General features: G+C 66.9%; 24 protein-coding genes and 1 pseudogene. 10 read left to right on the top strand and 15 right to left on the bottom strand.

Annotated features, from left to right (window positions below; translation table 11 throughout):
• Window positions 1–166 precede the first annotated feature (166 nt).
• From FDZ84_RS17555 to FDZ84_RS17545, 3 genes are all read left to right on the top strand, one after another.
• Window positions 167–640: a (2Fe-2S)-binding protein gene (locus FDZ84_RS17555; protein ID WP_168586792.1), complete on the top strand. Its 474-nt coding sequence runs from the start codon at window positions 167–169 to the stop codon at window positions 638–640.
• A complete protein-coding gene (locus FDZ84_RS17550; protein ID WP_168586791.1) occupies window positions 637–1,458 on the top strand; it encodes a xanthine dehydrogenase family protein subunit M in 822 nt (273 codons plus the stop codon). Before FDZ84_RS17555 ends, FDZ84_RS17550 begins: the two co-directional genes overlap by 4 nt.
• A 93-nt stretch (window positions 1,459–1,551) precedes the next feature.
• The gene (locus tag FDZ84_RS17545) at window positions 1,552–2,244 is read left to right on the top strand and encodes an RraA family protein (RefSeq protein ID WP_168586790.1); all 693 of its coding nucleotides are present in this window, start codon (window positions 1,552–1,554) and stop codon (window positions 2,242–2,244) included.
• A gap of 127 nt (window positions 2,245–2,371) precedes the next feature.
• On the opposite strand, the gene FDZ84_RS17540 is transcribed toward FDZ84_RS17545, so the two are convergent.
• A complete protein-coding gene (locus FDZ84_RS17540) occupies window positions 2,372–2,731 on the bottom strand; it encodes a hypothetical protein (protein WP_210435600.1) in 360 nt (119 codons plus the stop codon).
• A 154-nt stretch (window positions 2,732–2,885) separates the two neighbouring features.
• On the opposite strand from FDZ84_RS17540, the gene FDZ84_RS17535 reads away from it, so the two are divergent.
• Both FDZ84_RS17535 and FDZ84_RS17530 read left to right on the top strand, forming a co-directional pair.
• Window positions 2,886–4,049, top strand: a complete 1,164-nt coding sequence (locus tag FDZ84_RS17535) for a cytochrome P450 (RefSeq protein ID WP_168586789.1) — start codon at window positions 2,886–2,888, stop codon at window positions 4,047–4,049.
• Window positions 4,050–4,103: 54 nt separating this feature from the next.
• Window positions 4,104–4,985, top strand: coding sequence for a DUF72 domain-containing protein (locus FDZ84_RS17530; protein WP_168586788.1), 882 nt, complete (start codon window positions 4,104–4,106; stop codon window positions 4,983–4,985).
• Between the two features lie 70 nt (window positions 4,986–5,055).
• Here FDZ84_RS17530 and FDZ84_RS17525 read toward each other — a convergent pair whose 3' ends face one another.
• Both FDZ84_RS17525 and FDZ84_RS17520 read right to left on the bottom strand, forming a co-directional pair.
• The gene (locus FDZ84_RS17525; RefSeq protein ID WP_168586787.1) at window positions 5,056–6,447 is read right to left on the bottom strand and encodes a hypothetical protein; all 1,392 of its coding nucleotides are present in this window, start codon (window positions 6,445–6,447) and stop codon (window positions 5,056–5,058) included.
• Window positions 6,448–6,449: 2 nt separating this feature from the next.
• Complete coding sequence (locus tag FDZ84_RS17520) at window positions 6,450–6,998, bottom strand: hypothetical protein (protein ID WP_168586786.1); 549 nt, start codon at window positions 6,996–6,998, stop codon at window positions 6,450–6,452.
• A 91-nt stretch (window positions 6,999–7,089) separates the two neighbouring features.
• Here FDZ84_RS17520 and FDZ84_RS17515 point away from each other — a divergent pair.
• Window positions 7,090–7,230, top strand: a pseudogene (locus FDZ84_RS17515) (adenylyltransferase/sulfurtransferase MoeZ); the annotation flags it as partial.
• Between the two features lie 565 nt (window positions 7,231–7,795).
• On the top strand, window positions 7,796–8,287 hold the full coding sequence (locus FDZ84_RS17510) for a Pycsar system effector family protein (protein WP_168586785.1): 492 nt from the start codon (window positions 7,796–7,798) through the stop codon (window positions 8,285–8,287).
• Here the strand turns inward: FDZ84_RS17510 and FDZ84_RS17505 are convergent.
• The 8 genes from FDZ84_RS17505 to FDZ84_RS17470 all read right to left on the bottom strand — a co-directional run bounded on the left by FDZ84_RS17505 (window position 8,277) and on the right by FDZ84_RS17470 (window position 13,903).
• Window positions 8,277–9,029, bottom strand: a complete 753-nt coding sequence (locus FDZ84_RS17505; RefSeq protein WP_246869071.1) for a protein phosphatase 2C domain-containing protein — start codon at window positions 9,027–9,029, stop codon at window positions 8,277–8,279. The two genes, FDZ84_RS17510 and FDZ84_RS17505, sit on opposite strands and share 11 nt — an antisense overlap.
• Before the next feature lie 12 nt (window positions 9,030–9,041).
• Window positions 9,042–9,497 (bottom strand): MarR family winged helix-turn-helix transcriptional regulator, encoded by a 456-nt coding sequence (locus FDZ84_RS17500; RefSeq protein ID WP_168586783.1) that lies wholly within the window; start codon window positions 9,495–9,497, stop codon window positions 9,042–9,044.
• Window positions 9,498–9,642: 145 nt separating this feature from the next.
• Complete coding sequence (locus FDZ84_RS17495) at window positions 9,643–10,077, bottom strand: YbjN domain-containing protein (protein WP_168586782.1); 435 nt, start codon at window positions 10,075–10,077, stop codon at window positions 9,643–9,645.
• 318 nt (window positions 10,078–10,395) lie between these two features.
• On the bottom strand, window positions 10,396–10,782 hold the full coding sequence (locus FDZ84_RS17490; protein ID WP_168586781.1) for an ankyrin repeat domain-containing protein: 387 nt from the start codon (window positions 10,780–10,782) through the stop codon (window positions 10,396–10,398).
• 115 nt (window positions 10,783–10,897) lie between these two features.
• Window positions 10,898–12,361, bottom strand: coding sequence for a catalase (locus FDZ84_RS17485; RefSeq protein ID WP_168586780.1), 1,464 nt, complete (start codon window positions 12,359–12,361; stop codon window positions 10,898–10,900).
• 34 nt (window positions 12,362–12,395) lie between these two features.
• On the bottom strand, window positions 12,396–12,821 hold the full coding sequence (locus tag FDZ84_RS17480; protein ID WP_168586779.1) for a Fur family transcriptional regulator: 426 nt from the start codon (window positions 12,819–12,821) through the stop codon (window positions 12,396–12,398).
• 186 nt (window positions 12,822–13,007) lie between these two features.
• Window positions 13,008–13,472 (bottom strand): VOC family protein, encoded by a 465-nt coding sequence (locus FDZ84_RS17475; RefSeq protein ID WP_168586778.1) that lies wholly within the window; start codon window positions 13,470–13,472, stop codon window positions 13,008–13,010.
• 35 nt (window positions 13,473–13,507) lie between these two features.
• Window positions 13,508–13,903, bottom strand: coding sequence for a helix-turn-helix domain-containing protein (locus FDZ84_RS17470; protein WP_168590144.1), 396 nt, complete (start codon window positions 13,901–13,903; stop codon window positions 13,508–13,510).
• Window positions 13,904–14,214: 311 nt separating this feature from the next.
• On the opposite strand from FDZ84_RS17470, the gene FDZ84_RS17465 reads away from it, so the two are divergent.
• Window positions 14,215–14,724, top strand: coding sequence for a Pycsar system effector family protein (locus FDZ84_RS17465; RefSeq protein WP_168586777.1), 510 nt, complete (start codon window positions 14,215–14,217; stop codon window positions 14,722–14,724).
• 556 nt (window positions 14,725–15,280) lie between these two features.
• On the top strand, window positions 15,281–15,475 hold the full coding sequence (locus FDZ84_RS17460; protein ID WP_168586776.1) for a hypothetical protein: 195 nt from the start codon (window positions 15,281–15,283) through the stop codon (window positions 15,473–15,475).
• Window positions 15,476–15,482: 7 nt separating this feature from the next.
• Here the strand turns inward: FDZ84_RS17460 and FDZ84_RS17455 are convergent, their stop codons facing one another.
• Window positions 15,483–16,574, bottom strand: coding sequence for an excalibur calcium-binding domain-containing protein (locus FDZ84_RS17455; RefSeq protein WP_168586775.1), 1,092 nt, complete (start codon window positions 16,572–16,574; stop codon window positions 15,483–15,485).
• A 250-nt stretch (window positions 16,575–16,824) separates the two neighbouring features.
• Here FDZ84_RS17455 and FDZ84_RS17450 point away from each other — a divergent pair, with 250 nt between their 5' ends.
• Window positions 16,825–17,091 (top strand): hypothetical protein, encoded by a 267-nt coding sequence (locus tag FDZ84_RS17450; RefSeq protein ID WP_168586774.1) that lies wholly within the window; start codon window positions 16,825–16,827, stop codon window positions 17,089–17,091.
• A gap of 110 nt (window positions 17,092–17,201) precedes the next feature.
• On the opposite strand, the gene FDZ84_RS17445 is transcribed toward FDZ84_RS17450, so the two are convergent.
• From FDZ84_RS17445 to FDZ84_RS38950, 3 genes are all read right to left on the bottom strand, one after another.
• Entirely contained in the window at window positions 17,202–17,672 is a 471-nt protein-coding gene (locus FDZ84_RS17445) for a hypothetical protein (protein ID WP_168586773.1), read from the bottom strand.
• Between the two features lie 321 nt (window positions 17,673–17,993).
• Complete coding sequence (locus FDZ84_RS17440; protein WP_168586772.1) at window positions 17,994–18,263, bottom strand: hypothetical protein; 270 nt, start codon at window positions 18,261–18,263, stop codon at window positions 17,994–17,996.
• Window positions 18,260–18,499 (bottom strand): helix-turn-helix domain-containing protein, encoded by a 240-nt coding sequence (locus FDZ84_RS38950; RefSeq protein WP_246869186.1) that lies wholly within the window; start codon window positions 18,497–18,499, stop codon window positions 18,260–18,262. The genes FDZ84_RS17440 and FDZ84_RS38950 overlap by 4 nt, the downstream gene beginning before the upstream one ends.
• Window positions 18,500–18,550: the final 51 nt, after the last annotated feature.

The following is an 18,550-nucleotide window of genomic DNA, read 5'->3' as shown; positions in this document are numbered from 1 at the left end:
GGTGGTCCGGTAGCGGAACCTCAGACGCCGTGGTCACCCTGCGTGCATGGGCCAAGCGGCTACGCCGACTTCAAGGACAGGACGACAACGCGGCATAGGAAGCCCGCAGAGTTGGTTCAGGTGAGTGGATCACCGCTGACCTGACAAGTGCTTAGGAGTTCTTTTCGTGCAAGTTTCGATCAACGTCAACGGCGAGCAGCGCAGCCACGAGGTCGAGGACCGCACGCTGCTCGTCCAGTACCTGCGGGACGACTGCGGCCTGACCGGCACCAACATCGGCTGCGACACCACGTCGTGCGGGGCGTGCACGGTGCTGCTGGACGGCGAGTCGGTGAAGTCGTGCACCGTGCTGGCGGCCCAGGCCGACGGCCACGAGGTCACCACCATCGAGGGCCTGGCCGACGGCGAGGAGCTGCACCCGATGCAGCGCGCCTTCCAGCAGAAGCACGGGCTGCAGTGCGGGTTCTGCACGCCGGGTATGGTGATGGCTTCGGTGTCCCTCGTCGAGCAGAACCCGAACCTGACCGAGGCCGAGGTACGCGCCGGGCTGGAGGGCAACCTCTGCCGGTGCACCGGCTACCACAACATCGTCGAAGCCGTGCTGACCGCGGCCAAGGAGAAGTCGGGGGCCGCGGAATGATCCCTGCCGCGTTCACCTACAAGAAGGCCAACACCGTCGAGGAGGCGCTGAGCCTGCTCGCCGAGCACGGCGACGACGCGAAGCTGCTCGCCGGAGGGCATTCGCTGCTGCCGCTGATGAAGCTGCGGCTGTCTGTGCCGGAGGTGCTGATCGACCTCGGCGGGCTGCGCGACCTGTCCTACATCCGCGAGGAGGGCTCGGAGATCCGGATCGGGGCGCTGACCCGGCACCACGACCTGGAGCACTCCGAGCTGCTGACCCGCGAGGTCCCGCTGCTGGCGCACGCCGCAGGCACCATCGGCGACCCGCAGGTCCGCCACCGCGGCACCATCGGCGGCTCGCTGGTGCACGGCGACCCGGCCTCCGACCTGCCCGCGGTGGCGCTCGCGCTGGACGCGGTGCTGGTCGCGCAGGGCCCGTCGGGCACCCGCGAGATCCCGGCGACGGAGTTCTTCACCGACTTCTTCGAAACCGCGCTCGGCGAAGACGAGCTGCTGCTGGAGATCCGGGTCGCGAAGAACCCGTCGCAGGGCTGGGACTTCCAGAAGTTCACCAAGCGCGCCATCGACTGGGCGGTGGTCGGCGTAGCCGTCGCCGGTCAGCGCGTAGCGCTGGTGAACATGGGCCCGACGCCGATGCGGGCGCGCGGGGTGGAGGAGACGCTGGCGAGCGGGGCGAGCGCCGCCGAAGCCGCGGAGCGGGCGGCGGAGGACACGTCGCCGCCGGACCAGGCCAGCGCCAGCGCCGACTACCGGAGGCACCTGGCGAAGGTGCTGGTGCGCCGGGCGCTGGAAGCCGCCGCGGCACGCGGCGCGTAGCGGTTCAGTCCAGGTGAGGGGCACTCTTGGGTTTCATAGCCGCTTCTTCAGGTGGCATAGCCGCTCAAGGGTGTCCCTCACCTCGTTTCTCTGATGAGTGAGGAGTCCACTGTGGAGGCACTGGAGCCGAACGTCCTAGCGGCGTTGCGACGCTACGACACCCCGACGATGGCCAACGCGATCGAAACCTTCGACATCCGCCCGCGCGACACCGGCTACGCCGGCCACGAGATCCGCTGCATCTTCCCCGACCTGCCGGTGATGGTCGGCTACGCCGCCACCGGCACCATCCGCGCCCGGGGTGACGAGCCCGGCCACGGCCCGGACCTGGTGTGGAACCACGTGCGCCAGATCCCCGGGCCGCGCGTGGTGGTGCTCCAGGACCTCGACGACCCGCCGGGGCACGGCGCGTTCTGGGGCGAGGTCATGGCCACCACCTTCGACGCGCTGGGCTGCGAGGGCGTGGTGACCAACGGCTGCGTCCGCGACCTCGACGAGGCGCACGCCGTCGGCTTCCGCTTCTTCGCCGGTTCCGTCGGCGTCTCGCACGGTTACGTACGCACCGAGGAGGTCGGCATCCCGGTGTCCGTCGGCGGCCTGCAGGTCTCCCCCGGCGACCTCCTGCACGCCGACAAGCACGGCGTCCTGCTCATCCCGCGTGAAATCGCGGCGGACCTCCCGGCCGCGGCGGATCGGGTCATCGCCCGCGAGCAGAAGTTCCTGGTCTGGGTCAAATCCCCCGAATTCGACCCGGACGACAACATGATCGGCCGCCTCCGCCACTGAGGCGTTCCGCCGGGCAAAGGGCCTGCAGGCAGCCGGCGGCGATGCCCGCCCTCGCGATCACCGCCGCCGTGCCCAGGCCGTACGTGCTGGTTGCGCGCCCCTGATCACTCCGCGCTGCGGGTGGGGCTCAGCCGCGGATGGTGGTGGCGAGTTCTTCAGCCAGTTCCGGGGTTGCCGCTACGACTCCGGACCAGCGGCGGCGGAGGTCCGGGTGACTTCCAATGCGGAACTCCGCTCCCCGACCGCTGACCGCGTGCCAGCACCGGCCGGTGCCCAGCCAGCGGTCAGCGCCTCGGTCGGCACCCCGTCGACCGCGATCGCCCCGGCGAAGGCCGAAAGCGGCACGCCCGCGGCCGCGTTCGCCGTGCCCGTCCACCGTGCCGTCCACCGGGTCGGCCACCGGGTCGGCCACAAGGGTCACCGGGTCGGCCACCAGGGTCACCGGGTCGGCCACCAGGTCACCGCGGAACCGTTCCGCAATTTCCATTGAAATCGAACCTTCGATTTCAATGGAAATTGCGGGGAGAAGCAGGAAGCGGTCCTTCACGACTGGTTCCCGGTCCTGCACCGAATTACGCGGAGCCGAACGCTCGCGAACGTCGCGCCGCATATGCCCTGACAACTCGCGTAGCTTCGACACCGTGATCGAGATCAACTCCGCATTCGTCACCGAACCCCGAGCCACCTACGCCCGGCTCCGCTCGCAGGGCCCCGTGCACCGCGCCACGGCCCCGGACGGCACCTCGATCTGGCTGGTCACCCGCTACGCGGACGTGCGCGCGGCGCTGGCCGATCCGCGGCTGTCGCTGGACAAGAAGAACTCCGGCGGCGGCTACCGAGGCTTCTCGCTGCCGCCCGCGCTGGACGCGAACCTGCTCAACATGGATGCGCCGGAGCACGCGAGGCTGCGCCGCATCATCGGCAAGGCGTTCGCCCCGCGCCGGATCGAGCCGCTGCGGCCCCGGGTCCAGCAGATCGCCGACGAGCTGCTGGACGCCCTGACCGGGCAGGACGAGGCGGACCTGCTGCCGACCTATTGCGCGCCGCTGCCGATCACGGTGATCTGCGAACTGCTCGGCGTGGATGCGGCCGACCGGCCGGACTTCCGGTCCTGGACGGACGGCATGCTCGCGCCCGAAACGCTCGGCCAAGCGCGCGACGCGCTGCGCGCGCTGTACCGCTACCTGCTCGACCTGATCGCGGCGAAACGCGCGAACCCCGGCGCCGATTTCCTCAGCACGCTGATCGAGCTTCGCGACGAGGAAGACCGGCTCAGCGAGGACGAGCTGACCTCGGCAGCGTTCCTGATGCTATTCGCCGGGTACGAGAACACCGTGAACCTGCTGGGCAACGGGCTCGCGGCGCTGCTGACCCGTCCCTCGGCCCTCGCCCGGGCACGCCGGGGGATTTCACCGACCACTGTGGACGAACTGCTGCGGTTCGACCCACCGCCGCAGCTGGCGATCCGCCGGTTCCCAGTGGCCGACGTCGAAATCGGCGGCGTGACCATCCCGGCCGGGGAGACGGTGCTGCTCTCGCTGGTGTCGGCGCACCACGACCCGGACCGCTACGCGGAGCCGGACCACCTCGACCTGGGCCGCGAGGACAACCCGCACCTGGCGTTCGGCCACGGCCCGCACTACTGCCTGGGTGCCTCGCTGGCGCGGATGGAGGGGGAGATCGGCTTCGGTGCCCTGCTGAGCCGGTTCCCGAACCTCACGTTGACCGTGTCCGAGGAGGAGCTCCAATGGCGGAACTCCTTCCGCAACCGCGGCCTGCGCACCCTCCCGGTAGCTCTGGGCTGAGACGGTTCGCAACCACTCGCTTCTGGTGCCGGGGCGAGTACCGTCGATGACGTCATGCGAGCTCGCTCCGCGTCGCGCAAGATCAGGATCGGCACGTCCGGCTGGGTGTACGGGCCCTGGCACGGTCCGTTCTACCCGCGCGATCTGCGCCGCGGCGCGGAGCTGGAGTACCTGTCACGTCGGCTCGGCTCCGCCGAGGTCAACGCGTCGTTCTACTCCCTGCAGCGCCCGGACACGTACCGCCGCTGGGTGGAGCAGACGCCGGACGACTTCCTGTTCGCGGTGAAGGGCAGCCGCTACATCACCCACATGAAGAGGCTTCACGACGTCGAAACGCCGCTGGCGAACTTCTTCGCCTCCGGCGTTCTCGCCCTCGGCTCGAAGCTCGGGCCGCTGCTCTGGCAGCTCCCGCCGTCGCTGGGCTTCGACGTCGAACGCCTGACGGCGTTCTTCCGCCTCCTGCCCCGCAGCACCGCCGCGGCCGCTGCGCTGGCCGCTCGGCACGACGACCGGCTCGCCGGCCGCTCGCTCACCGAGACCGACACGGATCGCCCGCTGCGCCACGCGCTGGAGATCCGCCACCCCGGCTTCGCATGCACCGATGCCGTCGAGCTGCTCCGCAGCCACGACGTCGGCCTGGTGGTGGCGGATGCGGCTGGCGAATGGCCGCACTTGGAGGATGTGACGAGCGATTTCGTGTACCTCCGCTTCCACGGCGCGGAGGAGCTCTACGCCAGCGGTTACACGGCGAAGGACCTGGACCGCTGGGCGAAGCTGATCCGCGCCTGGCACGGGGGCAAGTGCCCCAAGACGAAGTACACGGTCGCCGACCCGGCTCCCACGACCAAGGGCCGCGACGTCTACGCGTACTTCGACAACGACGTGAAGGCGCACGCCCCCAACGACGCGATGTCCCTCGCCGAACGCTGCTCTTAATCGGATACCGTTCGGGACGCTCCAGACCCGACCGGCCCGAAGCGTCCCATCGCCATGCATAGGCCCTGCCCTAGAGCGGCCGTTCCGCGTCCGTGCGGGTGACTCCGTGCTCCTGTGAACCCCCAGTCGACGACGAAGTATCCGAGCTCCCGATTGACTGCCGGAGCGGTTCGCGCTCCTCCTCGCTAATCACGACACCGTCCGAATCCTGCGAATTGGCCGCGTCAAGCGGCTCATCCGGCCGCTTGGTGGCGTCCCTACCCAAGAAACCGGGCATCGCAGCCGGGCCGAAAGCACTGCTCTCCTCGCTGTGCCGATCAGCGTTCTGCTCCGTGTCCGAGACCGGCGGTGCATCAAAGCGGTGTCGCACCTTTTCCGCCGCCTCAGGATGCCCCTGAGCTTCGAGCAGGTCAGCCAGGCGGCGGGCGAACATCGCCCGCTCCGGACCGTCAGGCAGCTCTTCGACAAGCCCAGCCGCGTGATCGTCAAGGCACCTTCGCGAGTTGTCGGGCAGGCCACCGCCGCTATCTTCCGGTTGCGCTGCCAGCACGAAAGGCAGCTGTTGCAGGCCAGCGGGTGAGAAAGGGCGGTCGTCGACCGCACTCAAACCCGCACTCAGCGAGGCACCGAAGCCGAAAAGCTCTGCCGTGTTGGTGGGCAACTCGGTCATGGCCGCAGCGGAGGTGAGCTTCTGCAGATTGGAGAACTTCTGCACGGCGTCGTCCACTCGCTGCTTCTCGTCAGTGCGTGGTCCGGCTAACCACCACACCACCGCACTACCAGGGCTGGTCAGCACATCCTCAGCAAGGTACGTGCGCACGTTTCGCTCGTAGCTGCGCTCATGCTCCCAGACTTCCTCGTCCTTACGTACCTCCGCAAGGCGCGTGAGCCGTTTGGCGTCCTCGTCCGACAGCGAAAGCGCGATACCGTCCGCCCAGACCTCGACCCGGCCCGTCGAATCCACCCTCGCCGATCCGAGTACGTTCATCATCCGGTAACGAGCGCGGCTGTCTTCGTCAGGTGGAATCGAGGCCGCCAGGTTCGCCGCTTCGGCCACGATCAGGTCGGCTGCCAGCGCACCGGGGTTCGGATGCGGAAGTCCTGGCGCGTGGGGCAGTAGACGCCAGAACACCGTGCAAGCAAAGGCAAACCGATAGTCCTGGTGAGCACTGCGCAACAGCACATCCCGCACCTCGTACCGCTGCAGGCTGGGAGGTTCCGGCATCGGTGCCGGTTCCTCCGCCGCCTCTTCGCCCGAGAACTCGCGGGCTCCTACGCTCCGCTTGCGCAGGTTCCACTCCACGATCCCGTAGGCGATCAACGACGGAGCCAACAGCGATACGATCGCCAGCCCGATCCACAACCACAGCGGCCACTGGTAGAGGAGACCAAGCGCCACCCAGATCGCGGCTACGACCACTGAGAGCGCACGAAGCCTGGTTTTCTGTTCACTGCTCAACATATTCATGTCCCCTTGAGGTCGGTAAGCCGCAACCCCTGTGCGGCGTCGATCTTGCGAGCGAGTTCTCGGCAGATCCGTTGCCGCGCGGCACGTTCCTCGGAGTCGGCGCCGGCGGCAGCCCAGTCTCGGCTCGCCACGTGAAGCATCCCGAACTTCGCCAGTTCCCCGTGAGTTGGCTCGACCAGCACGTTCAGTAGATGCCGGCCAGATGCGCCGGAGTTGCTGGCCACGAGCCACTCCTTGAACTTCTCCAACCACCCGTCAACCCCGCGCATGGCCACCACTCGCCAACCCGCTGCCAGTTGGCGCCGGACCCCGCTGTTTGTGATCAACGCTGCGGAGCGCGAGCTCGCATCTTCCAGGTGCGCCTTCAAACTTGCCCGGTCCAGGTCCTGCTCGGCGAATTCGACGTGCTCCACCTTGAGACACTCGGACAGCACTGCCTTCCCGGATGGACGCGTCATCGGCACTTGCAGCCGGCTGAACTCCGGCCACAATAGGTGGTCCGGATCGGGCAGCAGGACCACGACCAGCGCGCCTTCATTCGCCACAACAGCGCCTCGAAGCGCATCCCGACGAGCTCAGCCCGATCAGCGCCCATCGCCTTCTTCCCTGCCCTTGTTGACCTGGTGCCTGATCATGTTCGACCGGGGCGAGAAGTTCGAGCTCATCGGCGTCCGGGAGCCGCACGAGTACGAGATCGTCAAGATCGAGGGCTCCAATCTGATCCCGAAGGACCGCATCCTCTCCGGCGAGGCGCTGGCCGAGTTGCCGCAGGACCGCAAGAACCGCCAACTCCGCAACGAGCTGCACAAATGCTCCGTCGCCACCCGGGTGGGGCGCAATTTCGCGAGAAATTGACGTTCACCCGGGTGACCGCACAATTCTCGCGAAATTGTGCACCCACCGGGTGAGCGGGCCTGGTGGACGGCGACGGTGGATCTGGTACGCAACGGTCTCCGACAACTTCGCCACGAGGTAATCGGCAAACTCTGCATGCACCTCCTGTTCCAGGAGGAACCGGTCGAAATCCGCCTGCGGCAAGAACCGGGTAGTGCAGTGGTCCAACGCCGGAACGGTTGCGGTCCGCCGGCTGTCACGCTTGACCGCCATCTCCCGTCCGCTTCCCGCCAGCACAGCCCAACGCTGTTCGCCCAGCAAACCACGAAAGCCTCGTAGCGAGTTGCCTGCTCGGTAGTGCACGCAATGTCCGTACCGGTTCAGCAGGCCGAACCGCGAGCAGTTCGGCAAATTTCCGCTCAAACAGAGCAGGCACAGCACGGATCGTCACCATCGTCTCACTCGAATGGCGTTGGCGTTGCGGGTAAAGCACCGCGGACTAGGTGCCATGACCGCCACCGAAGATGCGTGGAAGGCACTCCAGCACAGCAATGACTTGATCAAGGTTGCGGACACCAAGGCTGCGACGATGTTCGCCGCAGGCGGTGTACTCGGCGGAATTTTGCTTCGCGCGCTGCCCACACAGCAACTCTGGCTCGCTGACTGGCTGCACGTCGGGCTGCTGCTCATCAGCACCGGATCAGTCAGCGCTAGCATCTTGTTCGCGCTTTGGGTCTTCGTACCCCGGCTTCGCACTGAAGCATCGCGTTCCGTCCTCTTCTTCGACAACGTCGCCAGGCAGTACTCGAAAGCCGTGGACTTTGTGCCGACTTACCGAACGACACTTGGCGACGCAGCAAGGCTGGAAGAATCCCTGGCTGCGCAGTTTTGGGCCACCAGTCGCATCGCACAACGCAAGTTCCGGAACGTGACACCGGCTATCTGGCTGTTTGGGATCGCCTTGATCACCGCCCTGTTGGCGGGCATAGTTATGCGCTGAACCGCAAGAACACCGCTGTGGCGTCGTCCTGGGGTTTTCCCCGGTGGCGGCGGCGTTCGTCCGGGGTTTCGGCGGCTTCCGCCGCTCGCACGCGGCGCAGCAGTTCGGCGGGGCCCGTGTGCTCGACGAGATCCAGCAGATCGGACCAGTCGCCCAGGCCGAACCGCTCCACGTAGCGGGACGCGCCGTCGGTGAGCAGCACCGCCCGGCCGACATCCGCCGCCGGGACCACGCCGTGCACCGCCTCGTGCGCCGCTTCGGGCTTCGTGCTGGCGACCCAGAAGCCGCCCGGCCGGTTCCGCTGGTCGCGGACCGCTTCGACCGTGTAGCTGGGCAGGTGTTCGAGCCGGTCGTCGATGATCGGCCGGGTCTCGCCCGCCACGTCGAGCACGATCGGGCTGTCGGCGAGCACCAGGTACTCCAGGTCGTCGCCGCGCAGCCGCAGCAGCGCCGCGGTCGCCGAGGGGCTCGAAGGGTTCTGCAGGTCGCAGGTGTCCGCATGCGCCGCGCAGGTCGCCTGGATCGCGTCGGCGAGGACGTCCGCAGCGGTTCCGCCCGACACCGCGAGCCGCAGCGCCAGTTCACCGCCGAGGCGACGCACCAACCAGGGCACGTCGTGCGCGCAACCACTGTCCACACCGGACGGTTGGGTCGCGCCGTCGAGGACGAGCGCCCAATCCGGTCCGGTCGCCAGGTAATCCTCGTTCGCCCGCCCCGGCGTGGCGATCGTCGCGTGGTTCACTTGCACGATCGGTCAGCCACCGGGACGCTGCGGGAGGTTGTGCAACGCCGCCACCAGCGGCGTCAGTTCCGGGACCTGCTCGGCTTCGGCCAGCGCCTTCTCCAGCGCTTCGTCGTAGGTTGGCCGGGCCTTCTCCAGCAGGGCGCGGCCGGACCCGGTCAGCTCGGTGTAGATGCCGCGGCGGTCGTCCTTGCAAAGGACGCGGGTCAGCAGCTGGCGGTCGTCCAAGCGGTTGACCAGCCGGGTCGTCGCGCTGCCGCTGAGCTCCGTGGCGCGGGCGAGTTGCTGCGTCCGCATGTGCCGGCCGTCCTGCCTGCCCAGCGCGTCGAGCGTGGTGTATTCGACGACCGACAGCCCGTGCTCGGCCTGCAGCGCCTTCTCCAGCGTGGTTTCGAGCGTGCCGTGCAGTGCGGCGAGCGTGCGCCGTCCGTGGGCCCGAATCTCGACGGCGTCGTCGACGCTCCCCACCACACCTCCCGTGACGTGTATTGCCCCGTTTATAGCAGCTTGCGCAGATATGACGCGCATGCAAGTTTTCAGTCAGCGCATGCAACTACCTACTCGGGACTGCTGGTCAGGCAAACCCCAAAGCGCGCGAACAGCACGAAACGGGTCAGTAATCGTCGTTGCGGAAGAAGACTTCCTCCAGATGGTCCGCTGTTTCGGCGACGAAGTTCAGCGGATCGGTGAACTCGTTGATGTCGAGGTTGAGCAACGGCAGCGAATGCCGGAGCACGACGTGCTCGCCGATGATCACCGCGCCGCACACCACGGAAGTCTGCCCGAGCTCCTCCAGCAGTTTCCGCAGGTCAACACCCTCGGCCCGGCCGATCACCGAAACGACCTGCACCCAGTCCTCGCGGCCGTCGAGCAGCTCGCGGCAGACGATGACGATCTGGCTGCGGTCGTCGTCGTATTCGACGAGGATCCGGACCTCGTCCCCGCTGTCCTCGATGATCTGGTATTCGGGCTCGCCGTCTTCCACCTCGCCGATGACGAGCCGGTATTCGTTCCGGACAAAAGCGATGAGATCTTCCCAAGTCGCCACGATTCCTCCATAACTCCCAGTCATTCGAAGCGCGATCCTGCCACGCGGACTCGTCGCGCCAGGCCGTTTTCCGAAAGGAAGCAACCGAAGGCGTTGTTCAGGCGAGCAGCCTCTCCGAAGGGGTCCGAGTCGGCCGGTCAGCTGCGGAAGACCCAAACCAGCGGCTTCCCGGCGGCGGGGCTTTCCCCATCTACGCCCGCGATCATCCAATATGGACTATCCCGCCACGCGCTTGTCTGGTAGCGAGAATCCCCACTCGTCAGCCAAAAGATGCTCTGGGAACGCAAGCACCAGAGGTCGCCGCGCCGGGCTAATGCCTCAGTCGGCCAGGAGGTGCTCACGGCCGAACATGGTTGCGGCGGCCCGCGCGGTGGGCGTGCCCGCGTCGAGGTCGGCTCCCGCCTTGCGGAGCGCTGCCACGACCTTGTCCGCGCCCTTGAACAACGCACCGGCGATGGGCGCCTGGTCGCGTTCGTTACGCAGGTCGGGATTCGCGCCGCGGTCGAGCAGCGCGCGCACCGTCTCGGCGTGCCCGTGGTAGGCCGCGAGCATGAGCAGGGTGTTCCCGCCCTGATCGGCCACGTCGACCGGGAGTCCGTGATCGACGAACTCCGCCAACTGCACGGTTTCGCCTTCCCGGGCCAGGTCCATGGCAAGCGCCACGACGCGCTCGGTCTGCTCCGGAGTCAGTCCACCGTGGCTCATCAGCAATTCTTCCTGATCGAATCTTGCGAATCGTCTTGCCGGGACGGCGCGGCGGCCACGGGCATTCCCGTGGCCGCCGCGCCTGCGAACAGCGAAGTCCGTGCCCCAGCGGGTCTCAGCCCTTGCTCGCGGCCAGCGCCTCGATCGCCTTGCGGACACCCTCGCCGTAGGCGGGGTCGGCCTTGGTGCAGTTGGCGAGGTGCCGCTCGATGGTCGCCTGGGAGGCGCCGTCGATCGCGCGCGCGGTGTTCTCGAAGAGGACCTGCTGCTGCTCCGGCGACATGTTCCGAAACAGGATCCCGGGCTGCTCGAAGTAGTTGTCGTCGTCCTCGCGGTAGTTGAACCGGTCGGCGACGGCACCCACGGCCTGGGCCGGGTCGCGGTAGGCGGGCTGCTCCTGCCAGCGGCCGTACGAGTTCGGCTCGATGCCCGGGGTGGCTCCCTGGTTGCCGTCGACGCGCATGGCACCGTCGCGGTGGTACGAGTTCACCGGGTTCTTCGGCTTGTTGACCGGGATCTGGTGGTGGTTCACACCCAGGCGGTACCGCTGGGCGTCACCGTAGGAGAACAGCCGGCCCTGCAGCATCTTGTCGGGCGAGAAGCTGATGCCCGGCACCACGTTGGCCGGGGTGAAGGCGGCCTGCTCCACGTCAGCGAAGTAGTTGTCGGGGTTGCGGTTCAGTTCCCACTCGCCGACCTCGATCAGCGGGTAGTCCTTCTTCGACCACACCTTGGTGAGGTCGAACGGGTGGTACTTGTAGGTGTCGGCGTCGGCCTCCGGCATGATCTGGACGTACAGCTTCCACTTCGGGAAGTCGCCGTTCTCGATCGCCTCGAAGAGGTCGCGCTGGTGCGACTCGCGGTCCTTGCCGACCAGGGCCTCGGCCTCGGCATCGGTCAGGTTCTTGATGCCCTGCTGGGTGCGGTGGTGGAACTTGACCCAGAACCGCTCGCCCTCGGCGTTGATGAAGCTGTAGGTGTGCGAGCCGAAGCCGTGCATGTGGCGGTAGGACGCCGGGATGCCGCGGTCGGACATCACGATCGTGACCTGGTGCAGCGCCTCGGGCAGGTTGGTCCAGAAGTCCCAGTTGTTCTCGGGGTTGCGCAGGTTGGTGCGCGGGTCGCGCTTCACCGCGTGGTTGAGGTCCGGGAACTTCAGCGGGTCGCGGAAGAAGAACACCGGGGTGTTGTTACCAACGATGTCCCAGTTGCCTTCGTCGGTGTAGAACTTCAACGCGAAGCCGCGGATGTCGCGCTCGGCGTCGGCCGCGCCACGCTCACCGGCGACGGTCGAAAACCGGACGAAAAGGTCGGTCTTCTTGCCAACCTCGGAGAAGATCTTCGCGCTGGTGTACTGGGTGATGTCGTTGGTGACCGTGAAGGTGCCGAACGCGCCCGAACCCTTCGCGTGCATCCGGCGCTCCGGGATGACCTCGCGGTCGAAGTGCGCCAGCTTCTCCAGGAACCACACGTCCTGCAACAGCATCGGACCGCGAGCGCCGGCGGTCAGGGAGTTCTGGTTGTCAGGGACCGGCGCACCGGCCACCGTGGTCAACGGTTTCTGGTTGTTCTCAGGCAAAACTCGCTCCTCGGTGGAATGTTCTCATGCGTGCTCACTCGGCACCGGAGAGGCAATCCGGGCAGCTGCCCCAGAAAGTCACCTCGGCCTCGTCGAGCACGAATCCGTGCGGGTCCTCGGCGTGGAGGCATGGAGCCTCTCCCACCGCACAGTTGACGTCGGCGATGGCACCGCAGTCGCGGCACACCAGATGGTGGTGGTTGTCGCCCACGCGCGTCTCGAACCGGGCGGGGGAACCAGCCGGTTCGATGCGGCGGACCAAGCCCGCCTCCGTGAGCGCGCGCAGGACGTCATAGACCGCCTGGGTCGACACCGAACCCAGCTCGCGGCGGACGGCCGTCGCAATGGTGTCGGTGTCCGCGTGGGGATTGTCCGAGACCATCGTGAGCACGGCAGCCCGCGGACGGGTCACCCGCAGCGCCGCCCCCCTCAGAATGGCTGCGGCATCGATGGACGGCATGGCTCCATGACTACCAGCGTTTCTGGAATGAGTCAAATAAAGCGAACACCAACAGGTGAACACGAGCGTCCGCATCGCCTGACCGAGCCGCACCACGCGAAGAGTCCCGCCGACGAATTCCGCCGACGGGGCTCTTCCACTCCTGGCCTGAGCACGGCGGGGCTGGACGCGTCCCGCACACCCCGGCTATTCGGCCTCGGGCCGCCAGCGGGCGATGTCGGCTTCGGTGATCTCGGCGGGCTGCGCCGCGAGCTGGGTGATCCTGATGTGGTTGCCGAACGGGTCGCGCAGGGCGCAGTCGATGCCGTAGGGCTGCCGCGTGGGCACCTCGGTGAACTCGACGCCCTTCGCGCTGAGGGTCTCGTAGGTCTGCTGGCAGTCGTCGGTGGTGAGGATCGCCGCGACGCCCATCGCGCCCTTGGTCACCAGGTCGCGGACCTGCGCGGCGACCGCTTCGCTCAGCGACGGCGGTCCCGGCACCTCCAGCAGCAGCTGCCGTTCCGGATCCGACGGCAGCGCAATCGTGAGCCAGCGCATGAATCCCATGTCGACGTCGGAGACCACCTCGAAGCCCAGCTTGCCGACGTAGAAGTCGAGGGCTTCCTGCTGGTCGAGGACTGTGACGGAGTGGATGCTGATGCGAGTGAACATGCCGAGAACGCTACGGGCAGCAGGGGCGTTGTGGCTTATCCGAAACGACTCGGTCTGGCCCACGCCTTGACGAAGCAGACCGGCACGCCGAGCGGCCGCGCGCTGGTCCGGTACTCGGTCGGCGAGACACCGACGATCGCGCGAAACGTGCGGCTGAACGTCCCCAAGCTCCCGAAGCCGACCTGCCCGGCCACCTCGGTCACGGTGACCGAAGGCGAGCGCAACAGCGCCATGGCGCGTTCGATCCGGCGTCGCTGCAGGTAGCGGTGCGGTGTCTCGCCGAACGTCGACCGGAACGAGCGCGTGAAGTGGGTGGGGGACATCAGGGCGATCCCCGCAAGCGCGGCCACGTCGAGGGGACGGGCGAAATCCCGGTCCATCGCGTCCCTGGCACGCAGGAGCCGCCGGTTCTGGTCCTCCTGCGGGCTCATGGAAGCGGCTGCCACACACCGATCGTAGAGCCGAACTTCCTGAAGGAGGGAGAACGCGGTGAACTGGCTGCTCGACCAACTCGCCGAGTCGCCCGAATCCCGGCCTCCGACGAGGACGGCTACCGCGTCCGAGGGCTGTTCCTCGCGAGCCACGAGGTCGACGGCGTGAACGAACGGCAACTCCGCGAAGGCCGAGTCCGCGTCGCACCGGCTGACGCCAGGTACCGGTACCTCGACGCGTAGCCGTCTTGGCTGCCGGGAGTTCTCGTTCATCCGCCCCGAGAAGCGGTGCTCTGGAGCATGATGCGCCCATGACGGAAACCAGCAGCGACGAGATCGCCACTGACAGCGAATCCGGTTCGGAGAAGCTCCAGGACCTGCTCAAGGAAGAGCTGAGCCGAGGAGACGCAGCACTTGGACGAACTGAGACCAAGACAGGCATCCTGCTTGCGGTTTTCAGCCCCATCCTCACCATTGGCGTTGCGGTGCTGCCCCGAGCCGCGACGTCGTTGGCGGCCATCCTCCTGTTCTGGTCCGCGCTGACACTGCTAGCGGTCGCCCTGCTGCTGCTCCTGTGGAACGTACGACCCCGCCTGCGGGGAAGCGGCTTCGTAGCCATCGAATCGATGACCGACGCCGAACTGGCGCAACACCTCGCAAGCGCGGCGAACGATCCGCTGCGCTGGCGTCGCGAACAGCTGCTGGTAATAGCCCGCCTCGGAGCGAAGAAGTTCAGGATCCTGCGAGCAGCAACCACACTCGTAATGACGGCCCTGCTGCTGGCGATAGCCGCAGCGATCGCCTCAACGGTCGCCACCTGATTAGCAATGCTGCCCCCTGCGGCGTTACAACAGCCGGGGAATGCCTGGATGAGGCGGGTACGATGCTATATCCGCTCGCCGAGGAGACCAACGACGCCGAACTGGCGCGGCCTGGCATGGCAGCTGTGCACCCGCATCCGCGATATCTGCCAGCACTATCTCGTCAGCATCGGTGCGGTCGGCGATCCGTCGAAAACGGGGACCACCCGGATGTTTTTGCGGGCGGCCGTGCGTGCTCTCGCACGGACGGGTGTCCGTGGGGTCGTGAGTGACAATGCCGGTTCTTACCGGAACAACCACTCACGACCGATGCCCGTCCGGTCGTGAGTGACAATGCCGGTTCTTACCGGTGTCATGGCTCGGTAGATGTGTCAATCCCCGGACACGCCTAACCCACGGAAGAAGCAGAAGAGCCCAAAAAGGTCACCCGTGCGTTCGCCACCGGCAGCGGTGGAGAAGCGGCGAAGCCGATCGCGGTCGCCGAGGACCGCGACTCACTCGCCGGCGGCTGGCCCTGCTCGAAGCCGATGCCGGCTACAACGTCGCCGACCCGAACGTGTTGCGCGGCGACACCGACTCCCAAATCGGATCGTTCGACGTCGGCGCCGACGTCCGCGTCGTGCTGCCGCCCAGCGAATTCCACCGGCGCGGCATCGACACTCGAATGCGGCAGATCAACCTCGCCCTCGAACCCGGCGAAGACACGGAGAAAACCACCGGCACCCTCGCCGGGTTCCCCGACGTCGCCTAGCGGCCGGTCAGGATTCGCATGCGACCCCGTCGCCGTCTCGGTCCAGCTTCGACGAATAACCGGGATCTCCCCGATACAGCGGTGCCGCACCGGCAGCTTTCGCGGCCTTGCAGGTCGGGTAGTAGGCCACCGGGGACTGCCTACTGTCGCTGTCCGGCGAAGGCTCCGGCTCCGGCTCCGGCTCCGGTTGCGGCTCCGGTTGCGGCTCCGGTTGCGGCTCGGGCGCCGGCGGCGGAGGTGGCGGCGCGAGTCGAGTCGCTCCGAAACACGGGGCTCCCCACAGTCCCACCTGCGCATTCCGCGCGTTAGTTTCCGCTTGGGAGAGCTCGCCGATCAGCGCGGCAGGCGCATCCACGGACAAGCGGGCAAAGCCCTGTTCCAGCGCGAGACGCGAGTAGTTCGCTCCGCCAGAAAGGAAGATTGCCGACGCTTGCTCATCCGGCGTGCCAGGTTGCCACGCCGCGTCAAGCTGGACACGCACGGTCTGCCCCAAGAGCGTCTTCTCAGTAAAGGCTTTCGCTTCCGTGCCCCAGCATTCGGGGTCAGCACCCGCGGCCGGGCTGTCAACTCCGACGATCCGAATTTCCTGAGCGGCTTGTCCCGTGATCTGGACTCTGATTCGGTCGGCATCGAGAACTCCGAGCACGACCGCTTCCGGCGGAAGCTGCGCGCGTGGGGTCTGCGATGTCGCTGGATGCGGTTGCGATGTTGAAGGCGGCACCGTGCTGCGTGCGGGCGTCGCCTGGTTCGTTTGCGCCGGTGCTGGCGGGACGAGTGCGCTGAACACCACGATCGTGATCAGCGACCCGAGAACGCACGCCACGGAGATCAAGGGCCCCCGAGCTCCCCGCCGGACCGGTGGCGCCTGCCCCGGGACGACTTGCGGGTAAGGGCCCGCAGCAGGCAGTACAGGTGTACCCCGCCAGTACCACCACAGCCCGATCGCAACCCACAAAGAGATCGGCCACAGACACATCGTCAACAAGCCGACCACTAACCAGGGCCACATGCTGCGTCCCGGTGCTTTCTGCTGCCACAAGATAATGCTCATGGCGACGGTTGCCGCCATCCCGACCAGCATGATGATGCCCGCGATCACCAAGAGCCCCCTGTTTCGTAATTGCCATCAAGCAACAGATCGCGCCTTCCCGAATTTTGTTACCCAAGGAACACGGTTGATCACCCTATGACGCCATCGCTCGCGGCACGACCGAAACCGGAAGGTAGATCATGTTTTCCCCGCCCGACAACCGTGCTCAAACAGATCACCGCACTGAGGCACGAGATCGCCACCATTCGCAGGCACAACGGCACTGTCGCTGGCGCAATCTCCGAGGGATCGTTGAACGGTGTGTGAACTCGTCGGGGTCGTCGTCGCCGACGGCGACGCCGGCTCGCAGGATGTAGTCCGGCGACCCTGGCGTGACCCGGTAGCCGGCGAGCTCGCCGGGGAGCAGGGCGAGTCCGGTGTCGCGGCGCTCGCGGCCGTAGTTCAGGCAGACCGCCAGAGCGTGGACGTGCTGCGGAGTGAGGCAGCACATATGCCGGGTTCCCGTGGTGGCGCCGGTTGTGTTCCAGTACCGCCGCCGCGATCCCGCGCGCACGCGACTCCGTGAGCACCTTGCCATCGACTGGTTGCGCGGGTGCCGTGAGCGTTTCTGGGCGCTATGGCACCCAAAAACGCTCACGGGTCCTCTCGCAACGTTGTTCACCAGCGGTGCATAGATCACCCCGGCACGTAGTAGCCGGCCGGAGCGAGCACCCGCCCGGGCATCCGGTGCACCTTCTCGTTCTCGTGGCGGCACATCACCGCCGCGAGCATCGCCATTATGCCGCCCTTAGCGCCACCGCAGCACACCAAAACCTCCTGCGGCGAAGCGGGAATACCGGTGCTGCGAAAATGCGCGGCGGCGAAAGACCGGGCCTCGTCATCAAACCCGGACGACCCGCCCCGGTACCGGCCGAGGTCATGCTTCCGCGACACGACCCACCTGTAATATCCCTCGACCGTCTCACCGTCGCGGCGCGAACACTCGGCCAGCAGCCCGAACGCGGCGCGAGAGGCGATGCGGGGGCGGCGCGCCACGTCGTAGGCTGCCAGCGCGTTCAGATTCGCGTTCTGCGCGCCCATCGCATAATGCAGGAACGCGAATATTCCCTTGCTCTCTTGAAAGAAGTACGCCCCCAAGTCCTGCACGACCCGATGCGGATTCGCGGCCCCGTGACTTCCTTTATGCAGCTTGACCAGGCCATGGCGGCGCCTGGCATCGTCGATCAGGTCATAGACGGCCGTGTAGAGATCAGAGAACCCGCTTTGCGCGGCCTGGTCGCTTCGGCAACCATACTGCTCCCTCAGTCTCCCCCCCTGGTGAACATTCCAACGACATGGATCGAGCCTCGCCCGCCCCCTGGTGTGCGGTGCCTTCCCTACCGGGGGCCGGCCGGCACGACGTTGTGCCGGCCGGCCGTCCGCTCGATGCCGAAAGTCGGGGAAGCGACATCGAGCGGAGTCTTCTGGTCACGCAGGGCGCCGCTGCGATTGGGCTCGGGTGTTCAGCCAGCTGCGTGCTTGCGCGGCGACGTCGCTCTCATCCACCCAGTCACGAACAATGTGAACGGTTTCGACAAGTCTCTCGTTGCCGTGAGAGCTGCCGATATCGCCGCGATGCACCGTGAAATACCCGGCGCCCCGGCCCCAGCGGAACGTGTACACCTCGTCAGGCGCCACGCGTTCGACACGCCAGGCCATCGGCAGGAACCGATCACGCTTGCGCTTCTTCGCGGTCATAGCGCGGTACGGGAAAGAACCGGCGGCGCAGGGCGTTCCGGCTTGCGCTGCACTCCGCAGGGGCGCAGCTGTGCACCGGCCTCGCACAACAAGCGACGCACGGCCCCGAACGACCGCCCGGACTGCTCGCGGAGTTGCCGGATGCTGGCTCCTTGCTCGTACCGCGTTTTCAGGGCAAGAGCGAGGTTTTCCCTCGTCAATCCTGCGATTCGTGCCCCTCGCGGGATCTTCTGCATCGCCATAACTCCTTGGGACAGCTTGGAATTGAAGTAAGAACACCTGCGTGC

Source organism: Saccharopolyspora sp. ASAGF58 (assembly GCF_012277335.1).
GTDB classification, from domain to species: Bacteria; Actinomycetota; Actinomycetes; order Mycobacteriales; family Pseudonocardiaceae; genus Saccharopolyspora; species Saccharopolyspora hattusasensis.
Note: the sequence above shows the minus strand (reverse complement) of the source record. Positions and strands in the feature narration are given on the sequence as shown.